The sequence below is a fragment of the Sphingobium sp. JS3065 genome, assembly GCF_026427355.1.
In the GTDB taxonomy this organism is placed as follows: Bacteria; Pseudomonadota; Alphaproteobacteria; order Sphingomonadales; family Sphingomonadaceae; genus Sphingobium.
On record NZ_CP102666.1, the window covers coordinates 153,113 to 174,906 of the forward strand.

Annotated in this window: 17 protein-coding genes and 1 pseudogene; 17 read left to right on the forward strand and 1 reads right to left on the reverse strand. The window is 60.0% G+C overall.

Annotated elements, in window-relative coordinates; translation table 11 throughout:
- The 15 genes and pseudogenes from traC (at window position 1) to NUH86_RS22810 (ending at window position 16,518) form a co-directional block, all read left to right on the forward strand.
- Window positions 1-2,586 carry a type IV secretion system protein TraC gene (gene traC / locus NUH86_RS22740; protein WP_267253168.1) on the forward strand — a complete coding sequence of 862 codons (2,586 nt, stop codon included), beginning with the start codon at window positions 1-3 and terminating at the stop codon, window positions 2,584-2,586.
- A gap of 4 nt (window positions 2,587-2,590) precedes the next feature.
- Window positions 2,591-2,917: a hypothetical protein gene (locus NUH86_RS22745; protein ID WP_267253044.1), complete on the forward strand. Its 327-nt coding sequence runs from the start codon at window positions 2,591-2,593 to the stop codon at window positions 2,915-2,917.
- A gap of 112 nt (window positions 2,918-3,029) precedes the next feature.
- Complete coding sequence (locus tag NUH86_RS22750; RefSeq protein WP_267253175.1) at window positions 3,030-3,575, forward strand: TrbI F-type domain-containing protein; 546 nt, start codon at window positions 3,030-3,032, stop codon at window positions 3,573-3,575.
- On the forward strand, window positions 3,556-4,092 hold the full coding sequence (locus NUH86_RS22755; RefSeq protein WP_196227592.1) for a S26 family signal peptidase: 537 nt from the start codon (window positions 3,556-3,558) through the stop codon (window positions 4,090-4,092). The genes NUH86_RS22750 and NUH86_RS22755 overlap by 20 nt, the downstream gene beginning before the upstream one ends.
- Window positions 4,089-4,745: a type-F conjugative transfer system protein TraW gene (gene traW, locus NUH86_RS22760; RefSeq protein ID WP_416365394.1), complete on the forward strand. Its 657-nt coding sequence runs from the start codon at window positions 4,089-4,091 to the stop codon at window positions 4,743-4,745. Before NUH86_RS22755 ends, traW begins: the two co-directional genes overlap by 4 nt.
- 11 nt (window positions 4,746-4,756) lie before the next feature.
- A complete protein-coding gene (locus NUH86_RS22765) occupies window positions 4,757-5,014 on the forward strand; it encodes a hypothetical protein (protein WP_323749041.1) in 258 nt (85 codons plus the stop codon).
- Window positions 5,011-6,030: a conjugal transfer pilus assembly protein TraU gene (traU, locus tag NUH86_RS22770; protein ID WP_044663437.1), complete on the forward strand. Its 1,020-nt coding sequence runs from the start codon at window positions 5,011-5,013 to the stop codon at window positions 6,028-6,030. The genes NUH86_RS22765 and traU overlap by 4 nt, the downstream gene beginning before the upstream one ends.
- Entirely contained in the window at window positions 6,027-6,491 is a 465-nt protein-coding gene (locus NUH86_RS22775; RefSeq protein WP_267253045.1) for a hypothetical protein, read from the forward strand. The genes traU and NUH86_RS22775 overlap by 4 nt, the downstream gene beginning before the upstream one ends.
- Window positions 6,488-7,237, forward strand: coding sequence for a type-F conjugative transfer system pilin assembly protein TrbC (gene trbC, locus NUH86_RS22780; RefSeq protein ID WP_267253046.1), 750 nt, complete (start codon window positions 6,488-6,490; stop codon window positions 7,235-7,237). Before NUH86_RS22775 ends, trbC begins: the two co-directional genes overlap by 4 nt.
- A gap of 1,931 nt (window positions 7,238-9,168) precedes the next feature.
- A pseudogene (locus tag NUH86_RS22785) lies at window positions 9,169-10,038 on the forward strand (conjugal transfer protein TraN); the annotation flags it as partial.
- Window positions 10,019-10,414 (forward strand): hypothetical protein, encoded by a 396-nt coding sequence (locus NUH86_RS22790; protein WP_267253047.1) that lies wholly within the window; start codon window positions 10,019-10,021, stop codon window positions 10,412-10,414. The pseudogene NUH86_RS22785 and the gene NUH86_RS22790, both read left to right, overlap by 20 nt.
- Before the next feature lie 81 nt (window positions 10,415-10,495).
- Entirely contained in the window at window positions 10,496-11,242 is a 747-nt protein-coding gene (locus NUH86_RS22795; RefSeq protein ID WP_416365400.1) for a conjugal transfer protein TraF, read from the forward strand.
- A 65-nt stretch (window positions 11,243-11,307) separates the two neighbouring features.
- Entirely contained in the window at window positions 11,308-12,708 is a 1,401-nt protein-coding gene (locus NUH86_RS22800; protein WP_267253177.1) for a conjugal transfer protein TraH, read from the forward strand.
- A gap of 11 nt (window positions 12,709-12,719) precedes the next feature.
- Entirely contained in the window at window positions 12,720-15,494 is a 2,775-nt protein-coding gene (locus tag NUH86_RS22805) for a conjugal transfer protein TraG N-terminal domain-containing protein (protein ID WP_267253049.1), read from the forward strand.
- 739 nt (window positions 15,495-16,233) lie between these two features.
- The gene (locus NUH86_RS22810; RefSeq protein WP_267253050.1) at window positions 16,234-16,518 is read left to right on the forward strand and encodes a hypothetical protein; all 285 of its coding nucleotides are present in this window, start codon (window positions 16,234-16,236) and stop codon (window positions 16,516-16,518) included.
- Window positions 16,519-16,555: 37 nt separating this feature from the next.
- On the opposite strand, the gene NUH86_RS22815 is transcribed toward NUH86_RS22810, so the two are convergent.
- Window positions 16,556-17,875: a hypothetical protein gene (locus tag NUH86_RS22815; RefSeq protein WP_267253051.1), complete on the reverse strand. Its 1,320-nt coding sequence runs from the start codon at window positions 17,873-17,875 to the stop codon at window positions 16,556-16,558.
- A 466-nt stretch (window positions 17,876-18,341) separates the two neighbouring features.
- On the opposite strand from NUH86_RS22815, the gene NUH86_RS22820 reads away from it, so the two are divergent.
- Together NUH86_RS22820 and NUH86_RS22825 are read left to right on the forward strand one after the other, a co-directional pair.
- Window positions 18,342-19,430 carry an AAA family ATPase gene (locus tag NUH86_RS22820; RefSeq protein ID WP_416365395.1) on the forward strand — a complete coding sequence of 363 codons (1,089 nt, stop codon included), beginning with the start codon at window positions 18,342-18,344 and terminating at the stop codon, window positions 19,428-19,430.
- A complete protein-coding gene (locus NUH86_RS22825; RefSeq protein ID WP_267253052.1) occupies window positions 19,336-21,792 on the forward strand; it encodes a S8 family peptidase in 2,457 nt (818 codons plus the stop codon). The genes NUH86_RS22820 and NUH86_RS22825 overlap by 95 nt, the downstream gene beginning before the upstream one ends.
- The last annotated feature ends 2 nt before the right edge of the window (window positions 21,793-21,794 follow it).

Genomic DNA, 21,794 nt, shown 5'->3' on the forward strand with positions numbered 1-21,794 from the left:
ATGGCGCAGAAAGGTCTTGTGGAAAGGGCGATGGCCGGTCTGTTGGGCTGGATGGGCCGTCCGGACGCTGAGCGACCGGCGATTGGCGTCCCGATGCTGGCCCATTGGCTTCCCTATCGCAGCTACGACGCGAAAAGCGGCATATTCTACAACAGCGCCTCACGCGGCTTCGTGCTCGAAATGGCGCCCATGGTCGGGGCTGACGAGCGCAGCGGCGAGATTTTGACGCAATTTCTCTCCGAGGCGATCCCCACTCCTGGCTGCCTTCAGTTCCATCAATGGATGAGCCCGCGCGTCAGCGAGCTGCTTTCGAAATGGTATATCCCCCGATACAGGGCGCGCGGGCTCTATGAGCAGATGGCCAGGCATCGCATCGCGCTGATGACGCAGGGTGTCTGGTCTTCGCTCTCGGCCGACGCACCTTTCTTCCTGCGCAATCACCGCGTTGCCGTCTCCTATTCGACGCCGGAAAATTCAAAAGTATCCAATGAGGACATTGCCGGTGTCATGGACGGCCTGGTGTCCGCGCTCGCCTCCATCAATGTGAGCGCCCGCAAGATGGACCCTGCAGCCCTCATAGCCTGGATCGACGACATCACCTCTCCCACGACGGCACCGGGAGAAGATGCCGTTAGTTACAATCCCTTCGACAGCATCGCCGATCAGGCGATCCGCCGCGACATCGAGATGCGGGTGGAGGCAGACCGGATATTGCTGCGCACCGAACGCTTTCGCCCAACGGGCCGGGAACTCGACGACACGCCTGAAATCGGTGAAATCTATCCCGATTGCTTCGACGTACGCGCATTTTCCGTGCGCAATCTGCCCCAGCATTGGGCGCCCTGGGATGTTGCCCGGCTGATCGGGGACATGTTCACCGACAAGCTGCGTATGCCTTGCCCTGTCTCGACCAATCTTTGCATCGACTTTCCCGATGCCGAGGCCGCTGCGAGCAGGGCGGGCTTCAAATATATGCGAACGACGAGCCTGGCGGACAGCAGATCGGCGCGGTTCCTGCCGCAGCTTAAGGAACAGAGCCGGGAATGGGCGCATGTGAATGATGAGATGAAGCAGGGACGCAAGCTGGTGCGCCTCTTCTACTCGGTGACATCCTTCTCGCCGCACGGGAGGGGCGATGCCCATGAACGGATCCTCAAATCCGTTTATCGCGCTGCCGGCTGGGATCTGCTCGACGACCGCTATCTCCAGGTCATGGGCCTTCTTTGCGCCATGCCCATGACCATGGCCAATGGACTGTCGAAGGATCTGGAACGCATGAAGCGCATGCGCACCATGCTGACGACGACAGCCGCCAACCTTGCCCCTCTGCAGGGAGAATATCTCGGCGGAGCGATCCCCCACATGCTCCTGATCGGCCGGCGGGGCCAACCCTTCTTCTGGAGTCCGTTCGAAAACAGAGCGGGCAATCACAATGTCGCGGTGTTCGGAAAATCGGGCTCCGGCAAGTCGGTCGCGTTGCAGGAGCTGTGTGCCTCGCTGTGCGGCGCGGGCGCGCGCGTGGTGGTGATCGACGATGGCCGCTCCTTTGAGCATTCCGCCAGGCTCCAGGGTGGCGCCTTCGTCGAATTCACGATGTCCGCCGGCTTTTGTCTCAATCCCTTCAGCATGATCGATGAAGCCCAAGCGGCGCGAGACGAGGATTATCTGCTCGATTGCATGGCGATGCTCAAGGCCATCGTCAACCAGATGGCGCGTCACATCGACAAGCTGAACGATACCGAGCGCGGACTGATCGATGGAGCGGTCAACCGTGTGTGGGAAGAGAAGGGGCGAGCCGGGTCCATCGATGACGTCATCGCCGCCCTTGACGCGACCGACAATCAGATGGCGCGCGATCTTGGCATTGCCATGGGGCCGTTCTCCTCGCGCGGGACATATGGCAAATTCTTCGAGGGAGAGGTCTCGTTCGAACTGTCAGCGTCGTTGACCGTGTTCGAGCTGTCCGATCTTTCTTCGCGCGAGGAACTGCGCAGCGTCGTGCTGACGGCAATCATGTTTCTTTCCCAGCAGATGATGCGCAAGGTGGATCGCGCCATTCCCAAGGCGCTGCTGCTCGATGAAGCCTGGCAGATGCTGCGCGGCGGAGCGATGGCCGATTTCATCGAAACCTATGCGCGCACCTGCCGCAAATATGGCGCATCTCTGGTGACAGCGACGCAGTCACTCAACGATTATTACAAATCGGCGGGCTCGATTGCTGCGCTCGAGAATAGTGACTGGTTCTTCATTCTGCAGCAGAAGCCGGAGACCATCGCCGATTTCAAGAAGCATGATCGCTTCGAGATGGACGATTACACAGATGCCCTGCTGAGGTCGCTTAAGCGCAACGGTTTTGAATATTCCGATATTTTGATCAAGGGCCCCGAGACATTGGCCCTCGGACGCCTGGTTCTTGATCCTTATTCGGCCGCCCTGTTCTCGTCCAGTCCCGATACATTTGCCGCGATCGAGCAGATGGTCGGGCAAGGCATGAGCATGGAACAGGCGATCGAGCGCGTCGCCTTTCCTGACGATCCTGAAAAATGGTCGGCGGCGGCGCCCGGCGCCGCGCTTGCTGCGGAGTAGGGCGATGAGCGGCGGCAAGGACGAGAGAAAAACGCGGTATGTCCCGATTGGACGAAGCGATTGGGCGGGCCTTGCATGGTTGATCCTCGACATGTCGGCCTTCCTTGCCGGCATAGTACTCATGACCTGGGGCCTGTTCGTCTTTGCCTTCCTGTGCCTGGGAGGATTTTCGCTCGATGGCATGATGCATCAGCTGACCAATCTCTCCTCGCGCTACATCGCGGCCAGCCCGGAGCGCGCCCTGTCTTTCCAGATGCTGCTGCTGATCTCCCACCTTCTCCTCTCGCTCATCCTCCTCTTCCTGCGAAGGCATCGCATTCCCCATGTCTAAGCCGACACAACTCGACCTCACCCTTCCGCCTCCTCCCACGCCTTCCGCCGCTGCGCAGCGGCGCAGGCCGGTTTTCGCCGGATACAGCCGCGGTCAGATCCTGGTTGGGGCTGTGATCCTCCTGGGGTTCATCTGGGCAATGTGGGTGACAAGGACGCTTCTTGCGCCGCGCCGCGACCAGATCGTTTCCGCCCGGCTGTCGGCCATTGTCGGTGAATATGTGCAGGCGCAGGCGCGATCAGCCTCGCCGCCCGAACAGATTGCGGCGGAGACGCGCCGTTTCATGGCGAGGCTGGAAGGAGAATTGCAGCGCCGCTCCCATGCCGGGCAGGTAGTGATGGCAGGAGAAGCGGTGCTGAGCAGGAACGTGCCGGATATCACCGAGAGCGTCAAAAAAGCGGTCTATTCTTCGGGCATTTCCCTGCCGAGGCAAGCGCGTGTGCGGGAAAAGGAACCGCCTGTGCAAGGGGCCGTGCCGGCCGCGGCTGCCGCTGGCGAAGGACCGGACCTGCCAGACCCTTTTGCCGCCGCTGCACCCCCGGCGCAACGGACAACTCCGGGCGCACAGGGCGTAAGCGATGCGACCGCCGCGCCGGGCTTTGCCGCAGGCGCCTCGGTCGCGACCTTTGGAGGAACCGATGGCGCGACCGCACGGTGATAGCGCGCCCCGGCCGTGGCGGGCGGCGAGACGTCGATGGTTGCTGCTCACAGGCGCAGTCCTGTTGTGCCTCGCCCTGAGCGCGCTCCAGCATTGGCGCAGCTCTCACCTCCTGTTGATCAACCTGACCCAATCGCTGCCGAATTGGGCCTTCCTGGTCGAGCGGGACCGATTGCCGGCGAGGGGTGACTATATTTTCTTCCAGCCGCCGCCCGGAGCGCTGCTCCGCCGCCATTTTGGCGAAAGGCGCCAGCCCTTCGGCAAGCTGGTTCTGGGCATGCCTGGCGATGTCGTAGCGCATCAAGGCGCCCTCGTGACCATTAACGGGCGTCCGGTGGTGACGATGAAGCCCCGTACGCGCCTTGGCGAACCTCTGACCCCGGGACACACTGGCCCCGTGCCGCGCGGCTGCTATTTTGCGGGGTCCGCGCATAAGGATGGGTTCGACAGCCGTTATGCCGAAATCGGCTTTGTCTGCAGTCGCCAGATTATTGGCACAGGGGTTCCGATCCTGTGAGGCGGCTCTTGTCCGGCGCCGGCATTTTGGGGTCTCTGGCGGGGGCTGCGTTCGCCATCGGTTCGATGGGCGCAGACGCGAAGGATTATGGGCAGGCCGGACAGACATTCCCCGTCGTTGAGCCGGACCTTCTTGCAACGATCGAGAGCCGGCTGAAGCGAGCCGAAGCCAGCGGTGAGATCGCACGGATGAACGAGCAGTTTGCCCGGCGGGTCGAAGCAAAGGTGCGCAGACCTGATCCGGTGAGCGGGCTATCTCCAGCCAACCGGCCGAAGGAATGGGATTTCGATCCGTCGGTCATTTTGGAGCGGGACATTCGGGACCAGAAGGGGCGACTGATCGCGGCGGCCGGACAGAAGATCAATCCGCTCGATTTCCTCAAGATCGCTCAGGACCTTGTCTTCATAGACGGCGAAAATCCTGCCCAGATGGAATGGGCGACCTCGCGTTACGATGAAAGCCAGGCCAAGATCATCCTCGTGGCGGGCTCACCGATCGAGGAAATGACCCGCCGCCAGCGGCGTTTCTATTTCGACCAGCAGGGCCGCCTTACCGCCAAGTTCGGCATTCGGCACACACCGGCCGTGGTGAAGCAGGCGGGCAAGGTCATGCGCGTGCGCGAGATCCTGCTGGAGAAGGGGAGGGCGAGCTGATGCCTCTCTGGTTGGAACTGCTGCGCACGCCGATGGCGGCCCCGGAGACCGCGCGTCTACGCCGGCTGCGCATGGCCTGGCAGCTTTTGTGTGTTTTGACGGCCCTTTGCGTCGCCTTCTTCTCAACGATGCGCGCGCTGATGGGAAGGGCCGCCCTCTATCTTGTCGCGATCATCCTTGCGCTCACCCTTTTGCAGAGCCTCCTCTACTGGAATGCCAAGCAGCGCGCCGACAATCGCCTGTTCGATAGCGGGGAAGAAGGGGAATGAACCGTCTCCTGCGGCACTCGGTCCTTGCTCTGACGGCCCTGCTGTCCATTGTTGCGATGGCGCCTGCGGCCATTGCCGCGCCGAGCTGCAATGGCAAGTTCGTCAATCCCATCACCGATGTCTGCTGGTCCTGCCTCTTCCCCCTGTCGGTCGGCGGGCTCAAGATCTGGCCTGGCAATCGGCCCGATGCCAGTAATCCGTCCTCGCCTGTCTGCGCCTGCGCCGACCCCATTCCGCGCATCGGCATTTCGATCGGCTTCTGGGAGCCGGCAAGGCTCGCCGATGTCACGATGAAGCCCTGGTGTTTCCCTAATCTTGGCGGGGTGCGGATCGCGCCGGGCTTCGATATCGGCCAAGGCTATATGGCAGGCCCATCGATGGTCGGTGGCCGGTCGCAAAGCACCGCCAAATGGCACGTTCACTGGTATGTCTATCCGCTCCTTTACTGGATGGAGCTGCTCACGGACTTTCTCTGCTTCGAGCAGGCGAGCTTCGATATAGCCTATATGACCGAGGTTGACCCGCTCTGGCAGGACGATGCCTTGTCGGGCCTCATCAATCCGGAGGCGATCGTGTTCGCCAATCCCGTCGCGCAGGCCGCCTGCGCCGCCGACTGCGTAACGGCGACAGCTTCCATGCCGATCGACACGCTGTTCTGGTGCGCGGGCTGTCAGGGCTCCATGTATCCCATGAACGGGAACATTCCCTCCTCGATCGGACATGTTCAGTCTTCCCGCCTAGCGCTCTCGCGGTTCGCGTACAAAATGCATCGCCAAGGGCTTGCCTGGGGAACGATGGGGTCGAAGGGGCTGTGTGAAAAATATGTCATGCCGATCATGCGAAAACAGCAATATCGGTTCCAGATGGTGAACCCGATCCCGACGGTGTCGGGTCGCTATGCCTGCTCGCCGATCGGCGCATCCACCATGCCTCCAGGAACTGGACGCTCCTACCCCGCCGGCGGCGAGGACATGGGCTACCTTGTCTGGAGGAAGAGGAATTGCTGCGTGCTATGAGCGAGCCGAGGGCAGCCCAAAGCCTCGTGACGGACGCCTTGACCGCAGAGGGAGGCGCTGCGTCGGCGCTGGGCACGGCATTCCGCCGGATCGGTCATGTGCTCGAGGGCCGCGAACTTTCCGGGAGAATTGATCGGCATGAGCAGGATATTCTCGATGTCGCGCGGGCTTCATTGACCCTTCTTGACGAAATCGAGGAGGGACGCAGCGGTAGCTGGGCAGCGAGACACTTGCGTGATCTTCTTGAAAGGCAATTGGTAGCTGGCCGCAGGGGCGATATCGGCGCTCCGCGCATCCGGGGTAAGGGCGTCAGGTCCGCCCTGCTTGGCCTAAGCCTCCTCTCCGCGATGGTTCTTGCCGTCGTTTTGACGCTCGGCGCCAGGAACGGAGAAGCGGACAAAGGCGAATTGCACGCCCCCCACATGCAGCTCTCGACGGCAATGGAGGAGCCTGGACGATGAAGCATGCCTGGACATATGTCGCTGTCGCTATTCTGCCTGGCGTTGTCGGGGTTTCGGCGCTTGTGGCGCAGAAGGCCGATGGCTTGGACATCCAGGCCGTCAAACGTCGGGCCGCGAGCATCCAGAGCGACGCCGAAGCGTTTGCCAGCCATGTGAAGGATCGGGGCGAGGCTTTCCGCGAAGACGCCCTTGCCGTGCAGGCCGGTGGCACCGCCAATATGCGCAAGGTCGCGACGGCGAGTCTGCCCGACGGTCCGGACGGTCCGATAGATTTCGATGAGATCGTCTCGGGCGCCGCCGCCAATCTGGAAGGCGGTCGTGGCGAGGCCCCGCAATTCATCGCCTTCGCCAGCCTGTCGATGCCGCCAGCATCTCTTCGGCAGATGGTTCAAGATACCGCGAAGGCCCGAGGCGTCGTCGTATTTCGCGGATTTCCTCGCAACAGCATGAAGGTTTTTTCGACCGCGCTTGCCAGGGTGGTCGATGAAAAGGATTTCCCGGCCATCGGGATTGATCCGCGGCTTTTTCGCGCGTTCGATGTCAGGGCAGTCCCCACTTATGTCGCGGTGTCGTCGGATTTCGACCCATGCTCAGGTTTCAACTGCCGGACCAGCGTCCCTCCCTATGATCGCATGACCGGCAATGTGACGGTGCAATATGCGCTGGGCAGCTTCGTCGATGGAAATGGTCCAGGAGCGCAAATCGCGGCCGTTGCTCTTGCCAACCTTGAGCGAAACCGTCGATGAAGCGGTTCACCTCCCTTCTGTTGCTGGCCTTCCTTGGGCTTGCCATGCCGACGTCGGCGCAAATGACGAGCCAGCAGGCCCGCGAGGAAGGTAAAGCTCTCGGCGCGGCGATGCGCAGTGATGAAAACTGGGTTCCGACGCGCGAGTCCCAGGCGGCGGTCGTACCTGGCTACCAGGGTGTGGAACTCCCCGAGGCGGACTATTTCAGCAATCCTGACAAGCTGGCCAGCGACGCCAATGCGCTTAAAGGGACAAGCCAAGCTTATCAGATCTCGACCGACGCCGCAAAAAGCCGGCCCACCTTCTCTCTCGATGAGATCAAGGCGGTGACGGCCAATGCTTCCGCAATCGAGAAGGATCCCTCCACGCAGCTGGGCGGTGAGACCATCAGCGGCGCCAGCGGCGAGTGCAAACCTCTGCCGGCGCAAGAAAGCCAGATCTATTATGATGCCACCTGCGACACCGGCGTCGTCGTCAATTCCGTGCCGGCTGAGACGATCTATAGCTGCCCTCCCGAATGGACGCTCGATGGCACGACATGCTTGATGACGGAAGTGGTCCCAGCCAATATCAGCTATAGCTGCGATGCAGATTGGACGTTGGACGGTTCACAATGTGCGCAATCACAGCCCGCCAATGTGAGTGCCTATAGCTGCCCGCCGGGCTGGAGCCTCAGTGGTAGCCGATGCAGCCGCACCTTGTCGCAAGAGGCCTCTGTGACGGGCTATGCGTGCCCCGATGGATACAGCCTCGCCGGATCGACTTGCCAGACGACAATAACGAGCGCGGCGAGCCCTAACTATTCCTGCCCGAGCGGCTATTGGCTCGCGGGAACGATGTGCGTGCGCAATTTCAATTATCAGGCCACGGTAACCTATTCATGCGAAGCAGGCTGGACGCTCAATGGATCGACCTGCACGCGGCAGGTCACACAGCCGGCCACGCAAAGCTATTCCTGTCCACCTGGATATGGCCTGGACAATGGAACCTGTACGCAGAGCGCCAACTATCAGGCAACGGCGACCTATAGCTGTCCCAGCGGCGGAACGGTGCAGGGCGACAAGTGCGTTACCACCAGCACGACATCGGCCACCCCGGCTTATGCCTGTCCCTATTATTATTATAATCCCACCGGCTTTTCGGGTGGGCCTCATTGCGTGATGCGCAAGGCGGAATTCGCAAGCCGGAAATGCGCTCCCACGGTCGACAGGCCCGGTAGTATCGAGTTCGTTCGGGAAGAGAAGAAATATGGCGATAAATGGTGCCTGTACAAGCCCCTGACGACCTATACCTGCCCCAGCGCATTCTGGAATTTCGATCCTGCCTATAGCCAGTGCGTGTCAAACATCGTGCAGGATGGCACGGTCACCTATACATGTCCGCAAGGTGGCAATTTGCAGGGGACAAGCTGCTATCGCACCAATGTAACAGGCGCCACCGTCACACATGTCTGCCCTGCAGAATATACGTTATCTGGACAAACATGTGTGAAATCGGAATATAAGTCCGCCAACGTCCAATATGGCTGCCCTGGCGGGGGCGCTCTGTCTGGCGCAACCTGCTCGGCAAGCGAGCAGATCGCCGCCTCGGTGACCTATTCCTGCCCTTCGGGATACAGCCTCGACGGTACAAGCTGTTCGCGCACCGAAGCACTGGCTGGTACGCCGATTTATGCCTGTCCCACAGGCTATGCGCTGAGCGGTGCCACATGCAGCAGGCTGGAAGATCAGGGGGCGACACCGATCTACGCCTGCCCCGCAGGCTATGTGCTCTCGGGCTCGCAATGCACCGCGACCGTGGCGGCGCAGGCCAATCATTATTGCCCGGTGGATTATACGTTATCGGGCCAGCAATGCTCCAAGGTCCACAGCCAGGCAGCCTCCTCTCATCAGCAATGTCCGGCAGGATCGAACAGTAACCCCGACGGGACGTGCTATACTGAAGACCCGCAAACGGACTGCGGCGATCTCCAGGCAAATCCGCAATGCAGCTGGAAATACGATAATTGTCTGGACGAGACTCCGTCCGGCGACGTCTGCAAGATGACCGAGCGCGTCTTCCGATGTCCGGTACCAGGTGGAAAGATCGAACAGCCGGCCGAATATGTGTGCGGCGACGATGTCTACTGCATCAACGGTGATTGCGAGGCGATCGAGCGCGAAGCTTCCACCGAGTTCAAGGATGCGCTGACGGCTCTCCATGCGGTCGACACCGCCGGGAAGGATTTCGATCCGGACGACATGCATGTTTTCCCCGGCGAGCGCGACACATGCAGCAAGAAGATCTTCGGTGCCGTGAACTGCTGCGCGGGCAAGGTCTCCGGATTGGTGCCGCTGGGCGTCGGCGGCGCCGCGCTCGCAGGCGCTATCAGTGGCAATGTCGCCGCACTGGCGGGAGTCGCGACGCAATTTCTTACCACCTTCATGTGTTCTACCGAGGAGAAAATGCTCGATGTGAAGGATCGTATGGGCTTCTGCACCTTCGTTGGAAGCTATTGTTCTTCCAGCATCCTGGGCGTCTGCACCACCAAGCGGAAGACCTATTGCTGCTTTGAAAGCAAGCTGTCGCGTATTCTGCAGGAACAGGGCCGCCCTCAGATCAACAAGCCTTTCGCAAAGCCCAGAAACGAACAGTGCGAAGGCTTCACGGTCGATGAATTTTCGCGCCTCGATCTCTCGGTAATGGATTTCACGGAAGTCTATGCAGATTTCATGGATGCGGTTCGGATGCCCGACGAAGTTCAGACGATGACCGATATCCAGCAAAAGATACAGGACTATTATGAACTTCACAGCCAGTGACGCGCCTTCGCGGCATCAGCCATTTGATTGGGAGATGACGGCCTTTGAGCTTGCCGTTTTCATTTGCATCTATCGAAGTCCAACCTCTCTCTTGCTTGATGAGGTCCGTCGGGAAGTCAGTCTATGGTTTGAGCGGGTGATCGGTTCCGAGGACCTGAAAGGCTGCATTGGATATATGCTGGGACGGGGATGGCTGTTGCAATCGGGAGACCGGCTTCGGGCCAGCAACAGGGGCCGGATCATAGCTCGTCCTCTCGTGAACGGCCTCATCCGGATGCTGGATCAGGGGACCCGGCTCCTCGATGTAGCGCTGATGATGTCGATCCTTCGGCTGACGCATGACCAGTTGGCCAATCCTGTTGAAGATGATGGGTGACAAGGAACCATGGCGATGACGAAGACGATTACGCAAATCGCGACCTTGCTACTCGCTGCAATAGTCTCGCCAGGGGTGGCCATGGCACAGGTTACGTCTTCCGAAGCCATGCAGGCTGAGGATCACGAAGACGGCTTTTACTGTCGCGAGCGGCGACTGGGACAGTGGTTCTATTGCACCAGGCCCAAGGTTCCCGAGCGCCCTTCTTTGGTTCCGCAGGCCAGCGCCGCGGAACGAATGGCGGCCATCAGCCGGGAGCTCGATGAGCTGAAGGCCAGGGCGATACTGGAACCGACGCAAGAGAATGTCATCGCCTATGTGCGTTTCCAGCGCGAACAACTCGACCGAGCATCGACATTCTCCGATACATGGCAACGGGCGCTGTGGCAGAATCCGGATCTCGACTACACGCTTCAGCGCCCTGTGAATACCGTGGGCAAGCGGGCCTGGCTCGACAATCGCAAAGCCGATCGCGATACTGTTCTGACCAATCTCGGGCAGCGCTACGGTCTGTTCTATTTTTATGCGCAAAGCTGCGGGGCCTGCGAGATTTTCGGGCCCATACTCCGTTCGGTTGCCGATAGTCATGGGATGACCGTGATGGCCGTTTCCATGGATGGTGGCCCGAACCGGGACTTTCCCAATTATGTGGTGGATTCAGGGCAGCGCGCCCGCATGGGTGTTGCCGGCAACCAGACGCCCGCGCTGGTGCTGTTCGACACCGCCACCAGGCGCACCATCCCTGTAGGTTTCGGTCTCCTCTCCGCTGAGGAGATAATGGATCGGATCTTCATGTTGACCAACACGAAGGTAGGGAGCGACTTCTAATGCCGGAAGGACATGAAACCGGTTGGTCTCGCCGCATGCTCAAACGTGCAGGCTCCGCCATAACCATGGTTGTCGCCGTTCACCTGGCGCTCGTTGGCGTGGCAGATGCAAATGTTGCTTCGGAAATGAACAATTTCTTCAGCGAGGCGGGCGGCGCGGCCAATGTGACGGGGCCTTCGTCGTTCCAGGGTCAGTCAGCTGGCTATTATTCGCTCGGGAATGTCTGGACGCGCTTCCCTCAAAAGAGCGTTGCTCCCTTCAATCTTCAGCTTCCCGGCGCGCGAGCCGGCTGCGGCGGCATAGACCTGTTCAGTGGGAGCTTCTCCTTCATCAATGCTTCCGAGATCGTGGCGATGCTCAAGGCTACGGCCAACAACGCGCTCGGCTTCGCCTTCAAGCTGGCCATCGATTCGGTTTCCCCCGAGATTGGCAAGGTCATGGACGAGTTCAGCCAGAAGGCGCAGCTCCTCAACCAGATGAATATCTCGAGCTGCGAGACGGCCCAGGCTCTTGTTGGCGGCCTTTGGCCAACCATGGACACGACCCGCGCCACGATCTGCGAGGCGGTTGGCAATTCCCAGGGCGTATTTTCCGACTGGGCTGCATCCCGCCAGGGTTGCAATAATGGTGGAAGCCGCGACAGCACGATCGCCGGCAATGCTGACGCTGCGATGACGGATCAGCTCGTAGGCGAGAATCACAACTACACCTGGGAAGCATTGAAGAAATCAGCCAAGTTCGGCGCCTTTGACCAGGATTTTTCCGAATATATCATGACGTTGGTGGGGACTATCATCACCCGGCCATCCGCCGATGCCAGCATAGGCGGGAATGTGATCATGTATGGGCCAGCCGAGGAGGCGGTTGTCACCGCGCTCCTCGACGGCACCGAAAATGGGCCCGCGATCAAGGTGCTCAAATGCAATGATCCAAATTGCTACGATGTGGGCGAGACCACGCTCGCCATCCCTTCTTCCGCGGCTCTCCGTCCCCGGATCAGGCAAATGATCAGGGACATGAGCATCAAGGCTCGCACAAACGGGACCCTGACATCGGCGGAGAAGCAACTGCTCAATATGGCGACTATCCCGCTCTACAAGATCGTCACGGTGCAGGCTTTCGCTCACAACGCGCTGACCGATGGCGAGATAGAGGCCTTGTCCGAGATGGTGGCTGTGGACATGTTGAACGCGATGCTGGACAATATGCTCGATCGTGTCGAGCAGGCCAGGGTTCACTATCAGACCGCGGACCAGGCAACCGCAGAGCAATGGAAGGCACAGATTGCGGCCACCCGGCAAAAGTTCGGCGCCCGGGAAGTCAAGCTCAGCAACAAGCTGCAATTGACCTATCAGGTTATCAATCGAAGCATATTCCTTGAATCGACATTGCAGAACAGCATGTCGCCGGGCATGTCCGCTGCGCTCAATTTCTCACGCGGCCTCAGCGCCCAGGGACTCCAGTAGGCGCTCGGGCCGTGCTGGAGGTCTTCACGGTTGGCGGTGGCGAATATCTCGTCAACATGTTCAACGCCGTGGCTGCCTGGACCGGGGGCGGCGGCTATCGCTCCATGATCCGCGTGATCATGGTGATGGGCCTTATCTATTCGCTGTTCGTGGTGGCTTTCACGCTCAACTACAAGGCGTGGCTCAACTGGTTCATCCAGGCCACCGGCATCTACATTTGCCTGATGGCCCCGACAGTGGACGTCAAGGTGACGGACCGGATCAATCCGGGGCTCGCGGCGGCGACGGTCGCCAACGTCCCGCTCGGGCTTGGGGTTCTTGCCAGCTTTACGACCCAGATCGGGGATTATCTGACGCGAACGGCCGAGACGGTCTTTGTGATGCCGGCCGAGCTCAATTACAGCCGGAACGGCCTGGTATATGGCGCGCGCCTGTTCGATGCGGCACGCCATTTCAATATTCAGGACGCCGAATTTTCTGCCAATCTTGATCACTATATGAAGCAATGCGTCTTTGGCGATATCATGCTCTATCAAAAGTCCCTGACCGATCTTGCGAAGGCGACAAATCTTTGGGCGGCCATTGGCTCGACCGCTGAATCGCGGTCGCAGGAATGGCTCGAACGCAGCGGCGGGACGGTCGCGGCCTATATCGTGACGTGCCGGGATGCCTATGCGATGCTTGATGCACAATGGGCTTCTATGATCGATGCAAATTCGAAGCTATGGGGTCTGGAAGTCTATCCCAAGCTCAGTGAATCGATCGCCCAGGCCAAGCTTCGCAACGACGTGCCGATCGCGAACCAGGCCTTCACGCAATCGACGGACGGTTTTGCCGAGACGATGCGGCAGAACACCGCCATTCATGCATTCATGCGGGCTCGCAACAATATGAGCGGCAGCACCATTGATGCGTTCGCACAAACCCGCGCGGACATACAGGCCCGCAACACCTATAACAGTATCGCGCAACAGGCGATGACATGGGTGCCGATCCTGAACATCGTACTGACGGTTGTTTTCTTCGCCATGTTTCCGGTCATCTTTCCGCTTTTCCTGATGCCCCAGACGGGTGTCTCCGCGCTCAAGGGTTATGCGACGGGATTCTTCTATCTTGCAGCCTGGGGACCGCTCTATGTCATTTTGCACATGATCTGCATGACGCGCGCCGAGGCCGCCGCGGCAGGGGTGGCCAAGGGCGGCGTCACATTGGGGACCTATGCCGGCATCGATGCGGTGAACGCAGAGACGGCGACCATCGCCGGCTTCATGCTGATGAGCGTGCCCTTCCTTGCCGCAGGCCTGGCGCGCGGCGCGATGTCCATCGCGGGCCAGTCCATGTCCATGCTGGCGCCAGCGCAAAATGCGGCAGAGGCTGCCGCACTGGAAGAGACGACTGGCAACTACGCCTATGGCAATGTCAGTTGGGCAAACCAGACGTCGAACATGCGTCAAAGCGATCAGTGGAACACGGCGCCCGCCTACCAGACGGGAAGCTCGGCGTTCAGCGTTCGCCAGGCCAATGGCACAATTGTATCGAGCTTTGGCAACGGGCAGGAGGTGATCGACACCTCCCATGCGATTTCCCGCCTTGGCTTCGTGCCGACGGCGAGCACCGGGTTCGTGTCCGAGATGCGGGAGCAGGCCCATCAAGCCCATCGCCAGGCCCAGGTCTATCGTGCGGCGGCCAATGATATTCTCACCAACACGCATACGGATCGTAGTTCATCCGGCATGTCGTCCGAGCGCAGCTCGGGATGGGACAGCAGCTCTGGCCGGAGTGCGAACAGCTCAATGGAGGAATTCGACCGGCAATCAGGAAGCAGTTCATCGGGTATCGACCAGAGAAGCTCGACGGGCTTTGGACAATCTGAAAGCCGTGGGCGGGATTGGTCACAATCGTGGATCGAACAGGTGGGCAGCTCAATCAACGGTCAACTGGGCTTGGGAGGAAAGGGCGGTGCTGGCGCATTGGGGTCCGGGATAAGTGGAAGCATCGGATTTTCTGGCAATCAGCAGGATAACCTGAGCCAGGGCTCCAGAGAATCGCGGTCCCATGAGGAAACCAGCAGCGCCTACAGCGGCGTTCGGGACGAGCATTCAACCGGTAACAATATTTCGATGTCTGATGGCACTTATGAGAAGGATGGAGTGTTCAGCCGCGCTTCTATCGCGTCGTCTTCCTTCCAGGGGCGGGAAGAGGCGCTCTCCCGTGCCCGTTCCTATCAGGAATCGGCGGAAAAGCTGGAAGAGCTGTCGCAGCAGCTTTCTCGAGACGCAAGCTATGCCGAAACCCACGGGATGCAGTTGAGCGAGAATCTCAGCCAGGATCTGGCCCAGTGGTACCGCAGGCAGCAAATGGATAACCCAGGCCTTGATGCTCCCGAACTATGGGCGACGGATCTGACCGATCATCAGCGCATGGCGCGAGATAGCATGATCAGCCGCTGGATGGGTGAGAAGCAGGACTCGATCCGCGCGAACGTGCAGAACGGCTTGCATGAACCCGCTCTTGTCGATGTGCCTCATCGTTCTGTTGGGGATGCCGACGATGTTAGGAAAACATATCATCCCCAAGGCATCTCGGGTTTGCCAAGGGAGCCGGACATTGGCAATCCTGATGCTGCATCCGCATTCATCGAGCAAGGAAAGAAGGCCTTGGCGACGGACAAATCTGTCGCTGCGGTCGTGAGAGCTGGGCACATCGAGGCAGGCGCAGAATTACAAGATAATGTGAACCACGAGACGGGCCGAAAATTCTTCCAGTCTGGCTTACCGGACGATTGATTCTACCGAATGAGGTAACAATAGAGCAGCGTGCCGGCAATCAGTGTCAAGCTAATTGCCCGCCCGATCAGCGCACCCGTTGAGGTACTGCCTCCATTACGGTCACCGCCGCGGTCAATTGAAGGATCGAGCAGCCTGACTATCGGCTGACCCGAGTTGTGCCGGGTCGCGAAGTAGGTATTCCAGTCCATCATCTTCCCAAACCTCCGAATCTGTACTCTACGAAACTCAAAGTTTATTCGCAAGTTTTCAGAAACAGATGGTGCCCGACGTCTATCATCATTGGCTGTATCAATCGGAGGTCGCAGAAAGCAGAACGGAGCCAGCCAGAGGTGCGGTTCGGCAATGATGGCCATGTCCCTGTAGGTTGACGATCGCCGACAGGCGCAGGCAGGAGCTGACGGGTGACCAGAAGGGGAACGGTTCGATGAGGGTCACGACGAGCTGGCGGAAGACCTTCGGGTTGCCACCATCGCCGCCACGTCCCCGAATGGCGTTCCTTACGCGCAGCTTTCAAGCTGAGTACACCAACACGCCATCAGGTCGTGATAGATTGGCATTTCGCTGGACTGTAGGCAGAATTTTTGCGTCGTCCAATGTAGGCAATTCGCGTGCGCGTACGTCGCGCTCTATCATGAAGGTTCGAGCAAACTGAACGAACGCAGCGGCCTGGGAGAGGATAGTCATTCCGAGCATGCGGCCAAGGCGCAAATGAGGTCACGCATTCGGGCCGACTCCGATGACCGCCCGCCCCGCGGAATGCCGTATCGCCGCGACATTGTCAGGCGATCCTGCAGGCATTCCCTGCTATATTGCGGCAAATCAAGCGATGGAGTCGCTCATGCCCCGAAACCGCATGACCTTTGATGATCCCCACAACGAACTGTCGCCTGTGACGATTGAAATTTTCAAGGGCGATTTCCTGCGCTTCACGCAGGTCGATGCTGAGGGACGCCCGAATGTCGTTACACTGTCCCCGCGTCATAGCCTGCCCAGCGGCACCACCATGCCTGCTTGGAACTGACCCGATCAGCCGGTTAAGAATTATGGGTTACCGCTGATCAAGAGTCCTCATCTTTATATCTTTGCCCTTCTGCAAGCAGCCAGCGGAAATGGCCCTCAACATCCGCGAGAGGCTCGGGCAGTTGACTTGACCATCGCTCGAGCAGGTTATGGAAGACGGCTTCCTTGCTTTTGGGATAGTCGTGGCAAAGTTGGGCGTGGCGCCCTCGATACAGACGCGCTTCGGAGCGATGTCTCTGAAACTCCTCTACGCCTGCCTCCCATTCTCTGTTGGCGGTTACCGTCCGCCGGATGGCGTCCTGATCGAGCATATGAGCGCGGTGAGGGACTGGCTCGCCCATCAACATGCGCAGGTCATCCGGCTTCAGAGCAGCATCGCCCGCGCCGGGTGCGATGGTTTTCGCCTCCGTCAGAATGCTGCGGCAATCGTGGCAAATGAGAATGACTTCAGCTTGGGCGATGATGACCGCACCGTCATAGCGGAGGGATCGACGCCTACGGTTGTCCTCGTCATTTTCCTCTGTGTAGACGGAGAATTCGTGGATGCCGGCTGCCCAAGTTCCCTTATTGGACTTGCGCACGATCTCGAACTTCGTCCGCTCGCAAATGGGACAGCACCAATTCCCGCCCGCCCGCATCCATGGACCAGGATGCCTCTTGGTCTCATTGAGCGTGCGAAAATCCGAAAGGCTTGGCACGGCGATCGGCCGACAAGCGGATCGCTTGCCCGTACTCGCCTTGCCATCCGACGCACACGAGCGATCCAGCAAGGCTCTCGACATATTCAGCGCCGATGCTCGGGACTCTGCTGCGCGCGAGACAAGATCATAGACGATGTCCGCATCACGTCGGTGACGCGACTCCGACGGCATTCGCTGAGGTTCGCGATCGTGCAAGCCTTTGGATATGCGATCTACCATCATCGTTGCGAAATCGAGGCGTTGCGCAACATCGGCGCGCAAGCTGTCCCAGAGCGCGCGGGCCTTCGGAATATCGAGCTGGTGAGCGGCGTTCGGCATCGGTGTGATGAAGGTCGCAATCTCCAATGGCGAGAAGCTGAAATCAGGGTGGAGTGAGCCGCCAATCTGGAGCTTTGCCGCACCATCAGCCTGATTGCAGTCGCAGCACATGACCGTGCGGCCAAATCGCTCGCTCAGGTCCATGACGGCAAGGCGCGCGGTCGTGATGCGGACACGCTGCTTCTCGCTGACCCTATCCCGGTCGATCTTCAGCAATTTCTCGACATGATCGCGCAGATGATCATGATGTTCGTCCAGCTGGCACAGCAAAATGCCTTGGGCCGTCTTGCGCGCGATCTCGGGCTTCGTGCGCTTGCACGCAGGACAGCTCCAGCTCATGCTCGTCGATGCCCAATTGTCGTTAAGCTGGAGGCCGGTGGCGCCAAACTGCCGAACCAGCGACCTCGTTTGCCTGCTCCACCGACCGTCCAGAAATATCGTGGCGGGATGCCACTCGAGAGCGTCATCATCCATCTTGGAGAAATCGGGGATTTCGATCCGTACCGCTACCATATCTGCCCGCCTGTTCCTGTTATGGTCCAGCTATCGCAACTCATGTCGATGGCTACAAGGTCCTGCGGCGAACGGGTAGCAGCGATGCGGGTCTGGGGGTGTGCGCTCATGCATTCCACCGGCAAATGCACAGCGCTTTACCTTTCGCCCGGTCAGCAGAGCTGGACGCGAACGGTAAAGACCAGCCTCGAGACACTTGTAAAAGCGCCCCTTTGCATTGACGCGGAGCAATCTTCATGCCTTATCTAAATCGGTAACGGGGGGTGTATCGCGAACCATTTCGCGATACATAATGGACATGGCATCAGCGCAGCAGCTCATAGGTCTCGTAAAGAGCCACGCGGAGGGGGATTCCGATCGCTTCTTCGATCTGGCGATGCAGCTGTCGGCTGCGGAGGAGCAGAAGGGCCACAAGCGCCTGGCCGAGACGCTTCGACAGTGGGCTAATGCCGGACAGACGCCACCAGCCTCGCACAAGCCGAACCTCACGCCGATCGCAGCTCCGCGCGGTGATCTCGCCGAGTTTCTGTTCGCCTCCTATCCCAGCGAGCGCCTGAACAGCGTCATCCTGCCAACGCGCATCGAGGAAGAGCTCGCCCACATCGTCGTCGAGACCCGCATGCGCGAGAAGCTCGAGGAAAAGGGCCTCAAGCCGCGGCGGCGGATCCTGCTTTCCGGGCCTCCGGGCACGGGAAAGACAATGAGCGCGCACAGTCTCGCCGGGGAGCTCCAGTTCCCGCTCTTTTCGGTGATGCTGCATGGCCTCATCACCAAATATATGGGCGAGACTGCCCAGAAGCTGAAGCTTGTGTTCGATGCCATCAAATCGACACGCGGCGTCTATCTCTTCGACGAGATAGACGCTCTTGCTGCAGCGCGCGGCGACGGTAATGACGTCGGCGAGGCGCGCCGGGTCCTGAACTCGTTCCTCCAGTTCCTTGACGAGGACACCGGCCCTTCAATCGTCGTCGCCACGACCAATCTCGCCGAGATCCTGGATCGAGCGGTCCTGCGACGGTTCGATCTCGTGCTCTCCTACGAGTTGCCCGATGCAGCGTCGATCCGTCAGGCTCTCGAGCGTCGCCTCATAGGCTTTTCCCACGCGCGGCTGTCTTGGAAAAAGGTTACGGATTGCGCGATCGGCCTGTCGACGGCCGACGTCGTGGCTGCCGCAGAGGATGCGGCCCGTCGCGCGGTTCTGAGCGATCGCAACAGCATAACGACCGTCGATCTGGTGAACTCGCTGGAGCGTCGTCGATCGCTGCAGGGGCTGGGAAGAAGCGCGAATGCCACGGAATCTACGTCACTTTCTCCTGAAGGATCTCGGAAAGCCGCACCCCTTTCGCGCAAAGGGCGGGGGCAGCGGCAAAGCGCCCAGTGACGTCCTTGATCGTAGCGGTCACGCGCAGGCTCTCCTGCAGGCGATCGATCAGCTTCCTGCCATAGCGACGGACGGCCTTCCCGGGGTCTATCTGGAAGTCAAAGGCCGACCGGGCGAGCCACTCGCCAAGGATAGTCTGGGATCAAGCGGTATCGCGCTATTGCGCACCGGGGCTGAAGTCATCAACGGAAACGCTACAGAAACCGCCACCGTTTTCGCCACCGCCAAGGGCGTGCAGAATCTTCGCAAGAAGATCGAGAAATTCGAGACCGAAGACACGCCGGCTAAGGAAGAAGACGGCAAAATCATCCCCGGCCGTCCTAGGAACGCCAATCTCGTTCAGAGCCTGGCGGCTATCACCGAAGCGGGTCTGCGAGCGCTTTGGCGTGGCCCGCAGGACAAATTCCCCGCGAACGCTGGTGCGACGCACTGGGAAATCTGGCTCGAACCCAGCGAGGCAGAAGCCTTTATCGCCCAGGCCGGCGCATATCATGTCGAGATCGGGGCCGATCGCCTGCACTTTCCCGAAGACGTCGTCGTCATCGGCCGCGGGACACGGGACCATATTGCACTCGCCGTAAGACGTCTTGGTGCCGTGCGGGCCCTCGCGGCGCCTGCGGTGACCGCCGATCTGTTCGATGCCATGGACGTGCCCGAACAAGCGGCCTGGGTTCAGGATCTCATCCAGCGCACCACCTTTTCGGGCGCCGTCAATGGCGGATATGTCACCCTTCTCGATACTGGCATCAGCCGCGCCCATCCGTTGACCGCGCCGGTCCTCGCCGCGCAGGACCGCCACGCCGCAGACCCGGCCTGGGGGCTGGACGACGTCAAGGGGCACGGCACCCAGCTTGCCGGTCTCGCATTGTTCGGTGATCTGACGCTCAATCTCCAGTCGACGATGCCGGTCACCGTCTCGCATCGCCTGGAGTCCGTGAAGCTAATCCCTGACGCCGGCGCAAATCCGCATCATCTGCTGGGCGTCGTCACGCGAAGGGCGATCAATATCGTCGAACAGACGGTTCGCCGCCGGACTTTTACCATGGCGGTCACGACCGACGAGGACACGCCGCATGATGGCGCCCCGACGTCCTGGTCAACAGAAGTCGATCAGCTCGCTGCGGGCGTATCGGGGGCCCGCACAGATCCTCGGCTGATGCTGATCTCTGCGGGCAACACCAACAATTTCACGTTCACGGCGGGTCATTATCTCGACAGGTGCGATCATCCCGACAATGAACTGGAGTCGCCGGCGCAGGCCTGGAACGCCATCAGCGTGGGAGCCTATACCGAGAAGACGATGCTTCCGCCGGCCGAGGGCCTCAACAGCGTTGCGGCTTTCGGCGACCTGTCGCCCAGCTCTCGAACCGCATCCTGGACTTCGACCTGGCCGCTCAAGCCCGATATCGTGCTCGAGGGCGGAAACTGGGCTGCTGGCGCGGCGCCTCCACCGCTGCGGCATGGCTGGCTGTCTCTTCTCACAACCCATCATGCCTATCCGCAACGCTCGTTCAGCTTCACCCACGACACGAGCGCAGCGACGGCTATCGCCGCGAAGCAAATCACTGAACTCTGGTCGGAGTATCCGCAGCTCTGGCCCGAAACTATCCGGGCGCTGTATGTCGCATCCGCACGGTGGACGCCGCAGATGCGGTCGCACCTACCTGCTCATTCGAACAAGGGAAGCTATGCCCGGCTGTTTCAGCGCTATGGCTATGGCGTTCCCGATCTGGCACGCGCCCATCGGAGCGCGTCCAACGCTCTGACCCTGATCGTTCAGGACGTCATCATTCCCTATGGCCTTTCCGAGAAGACCGGCGGTGACGTCCACAAGGAGATGCGACTCTTCTCGTTGCCATGGCCGGTTGAGGAGCTGCGCAAGCTCGGCAACGCGAACATAACCCTGCGTGTTGCCCTTAGCTCCTTTGTCGCACCAAATCCGGCGGAGGCATCGCGTGGCTCGCGATACCGCTACGCATCGCATAATCTTCGGTTCAAGCTGAACCGTGCCGGAGAGAATGCGCAGCAGTTCATGGCGCGCATCAGCAAAGCCGTCGAACCTGCCGGCCCCCAGGTCGATGAAGACGATCTGTGGGAGTTCGGGAGTGTGAGACGCGACGTCGGCTCACTCCATATTGACCAGTTGACCTGCAAGGCCTCGGACCTTGCCCGTCGCCATCTGCTTGCCGTTCACCCCGTAGCGGGCTGGTGGAAATCCAAGACGATCCTGAAAGATGGAGAGAAAGTCGCCCGGTTCGCCCTTGTCGTCGAGATCGACACCCAGGGCATCGAGGCAGATCTTTATACCGAGGTGCAAACCGCAGTGGCTGTCCTCAACGCGACGCAAGCAATCATTATCTGAAG

Bases quoted from the DNA above. Each gene is read 5' to 3' on its own strand.
- NUH86_RS22810 (WP_267253050.1), top strand. From the start codon at position 16,234: ATGACCGCCCGCCCCGCGGAATGCCGTATCGCCGCGACATTGTCAGGC.
- trbC (WP_267253046.1), top strand. From the start codon at position 6,488: ATGAAGCATGCCTGGACATATGTCGCTGTCGCTATTCTGCCTGGCGTT.
- NUH86_RS22815 (WP_267253051.1), bottom strand. From the start codon at position 17,875: ATGAGCTGGAGCTGTCCTGCGTGCAAGCGCACGAAGCCCGAGATCGCG.
- NUH86_RS22795 (WP_416365400.1), top strand. From the start codon at position 10,496: ATGGCACAGGTTACGTCTTCCGAAGCCATGCAGGCTGAGGATCACGAA.
- NUH86_RS22790 (WP_267253047.1), top strand. From the start codon at position 10,019: ATGAACTTCACAGCCAGTGACGCGCCTTCGCGGCATCAGCCATTTGAT.
- NUH86_RS22775 (WP_267253045.1), top strand. From the start codon at position 6,027: ATGAGCGAGCCGAGGGCAGCCCAAAGCCTCGTGACGGACGCCTTGACC.
- NUH86_RS22825 (WP_267253052.1), top strand. From the start codon at position 19,336: ATGCCACGGAATCTACGTCACTTTCTCCTGAAGGATCTCGGAAAGCCG.
- traU (WP_044663437.1), top strand. From the start codon at position 5,011: ATGAACCGTCTCCTGCGGCACTCGGTCCTTGCTCTGACGGCCCTGCTG.
- NUH86_RS22745 (WP_267253044.1), top strand. From the start codon at position 2,591: ATGAGCGGCGGCAAGGACGAGAGAAAAACGCGGTATGTCCCGATTGGA.
- NUH86_RS22755 (WP_196227592.1), top strand. From the start codon at position 3,556: ATGGCGCGACCGCACGGTGATAGCGCGCCCCGGCCGTGGCGGGCGGCG.
- NUH86_RS22820 (WP_416365395.1), top strand. From the start codon at position 18,342: ATGGACATGGCATCAGCGCAGCAGCTCATAGGTCTCGTAAAGAGCCAC.
- NUH86_RS22800 (WP_267253177.1), top strand. From the start codon at position 11,308: ATGGTTGTCGCCGTTCACCTGGCGCTCGTTGGCGTGGCAGATGCAAAT.
- traC (WP_267253168.1), top strand. From the start codon at position 1: ATGGCGCAGAAAGGTCTTGTGGAAAGGGCGATGGCCGGTCTGTTGGGC.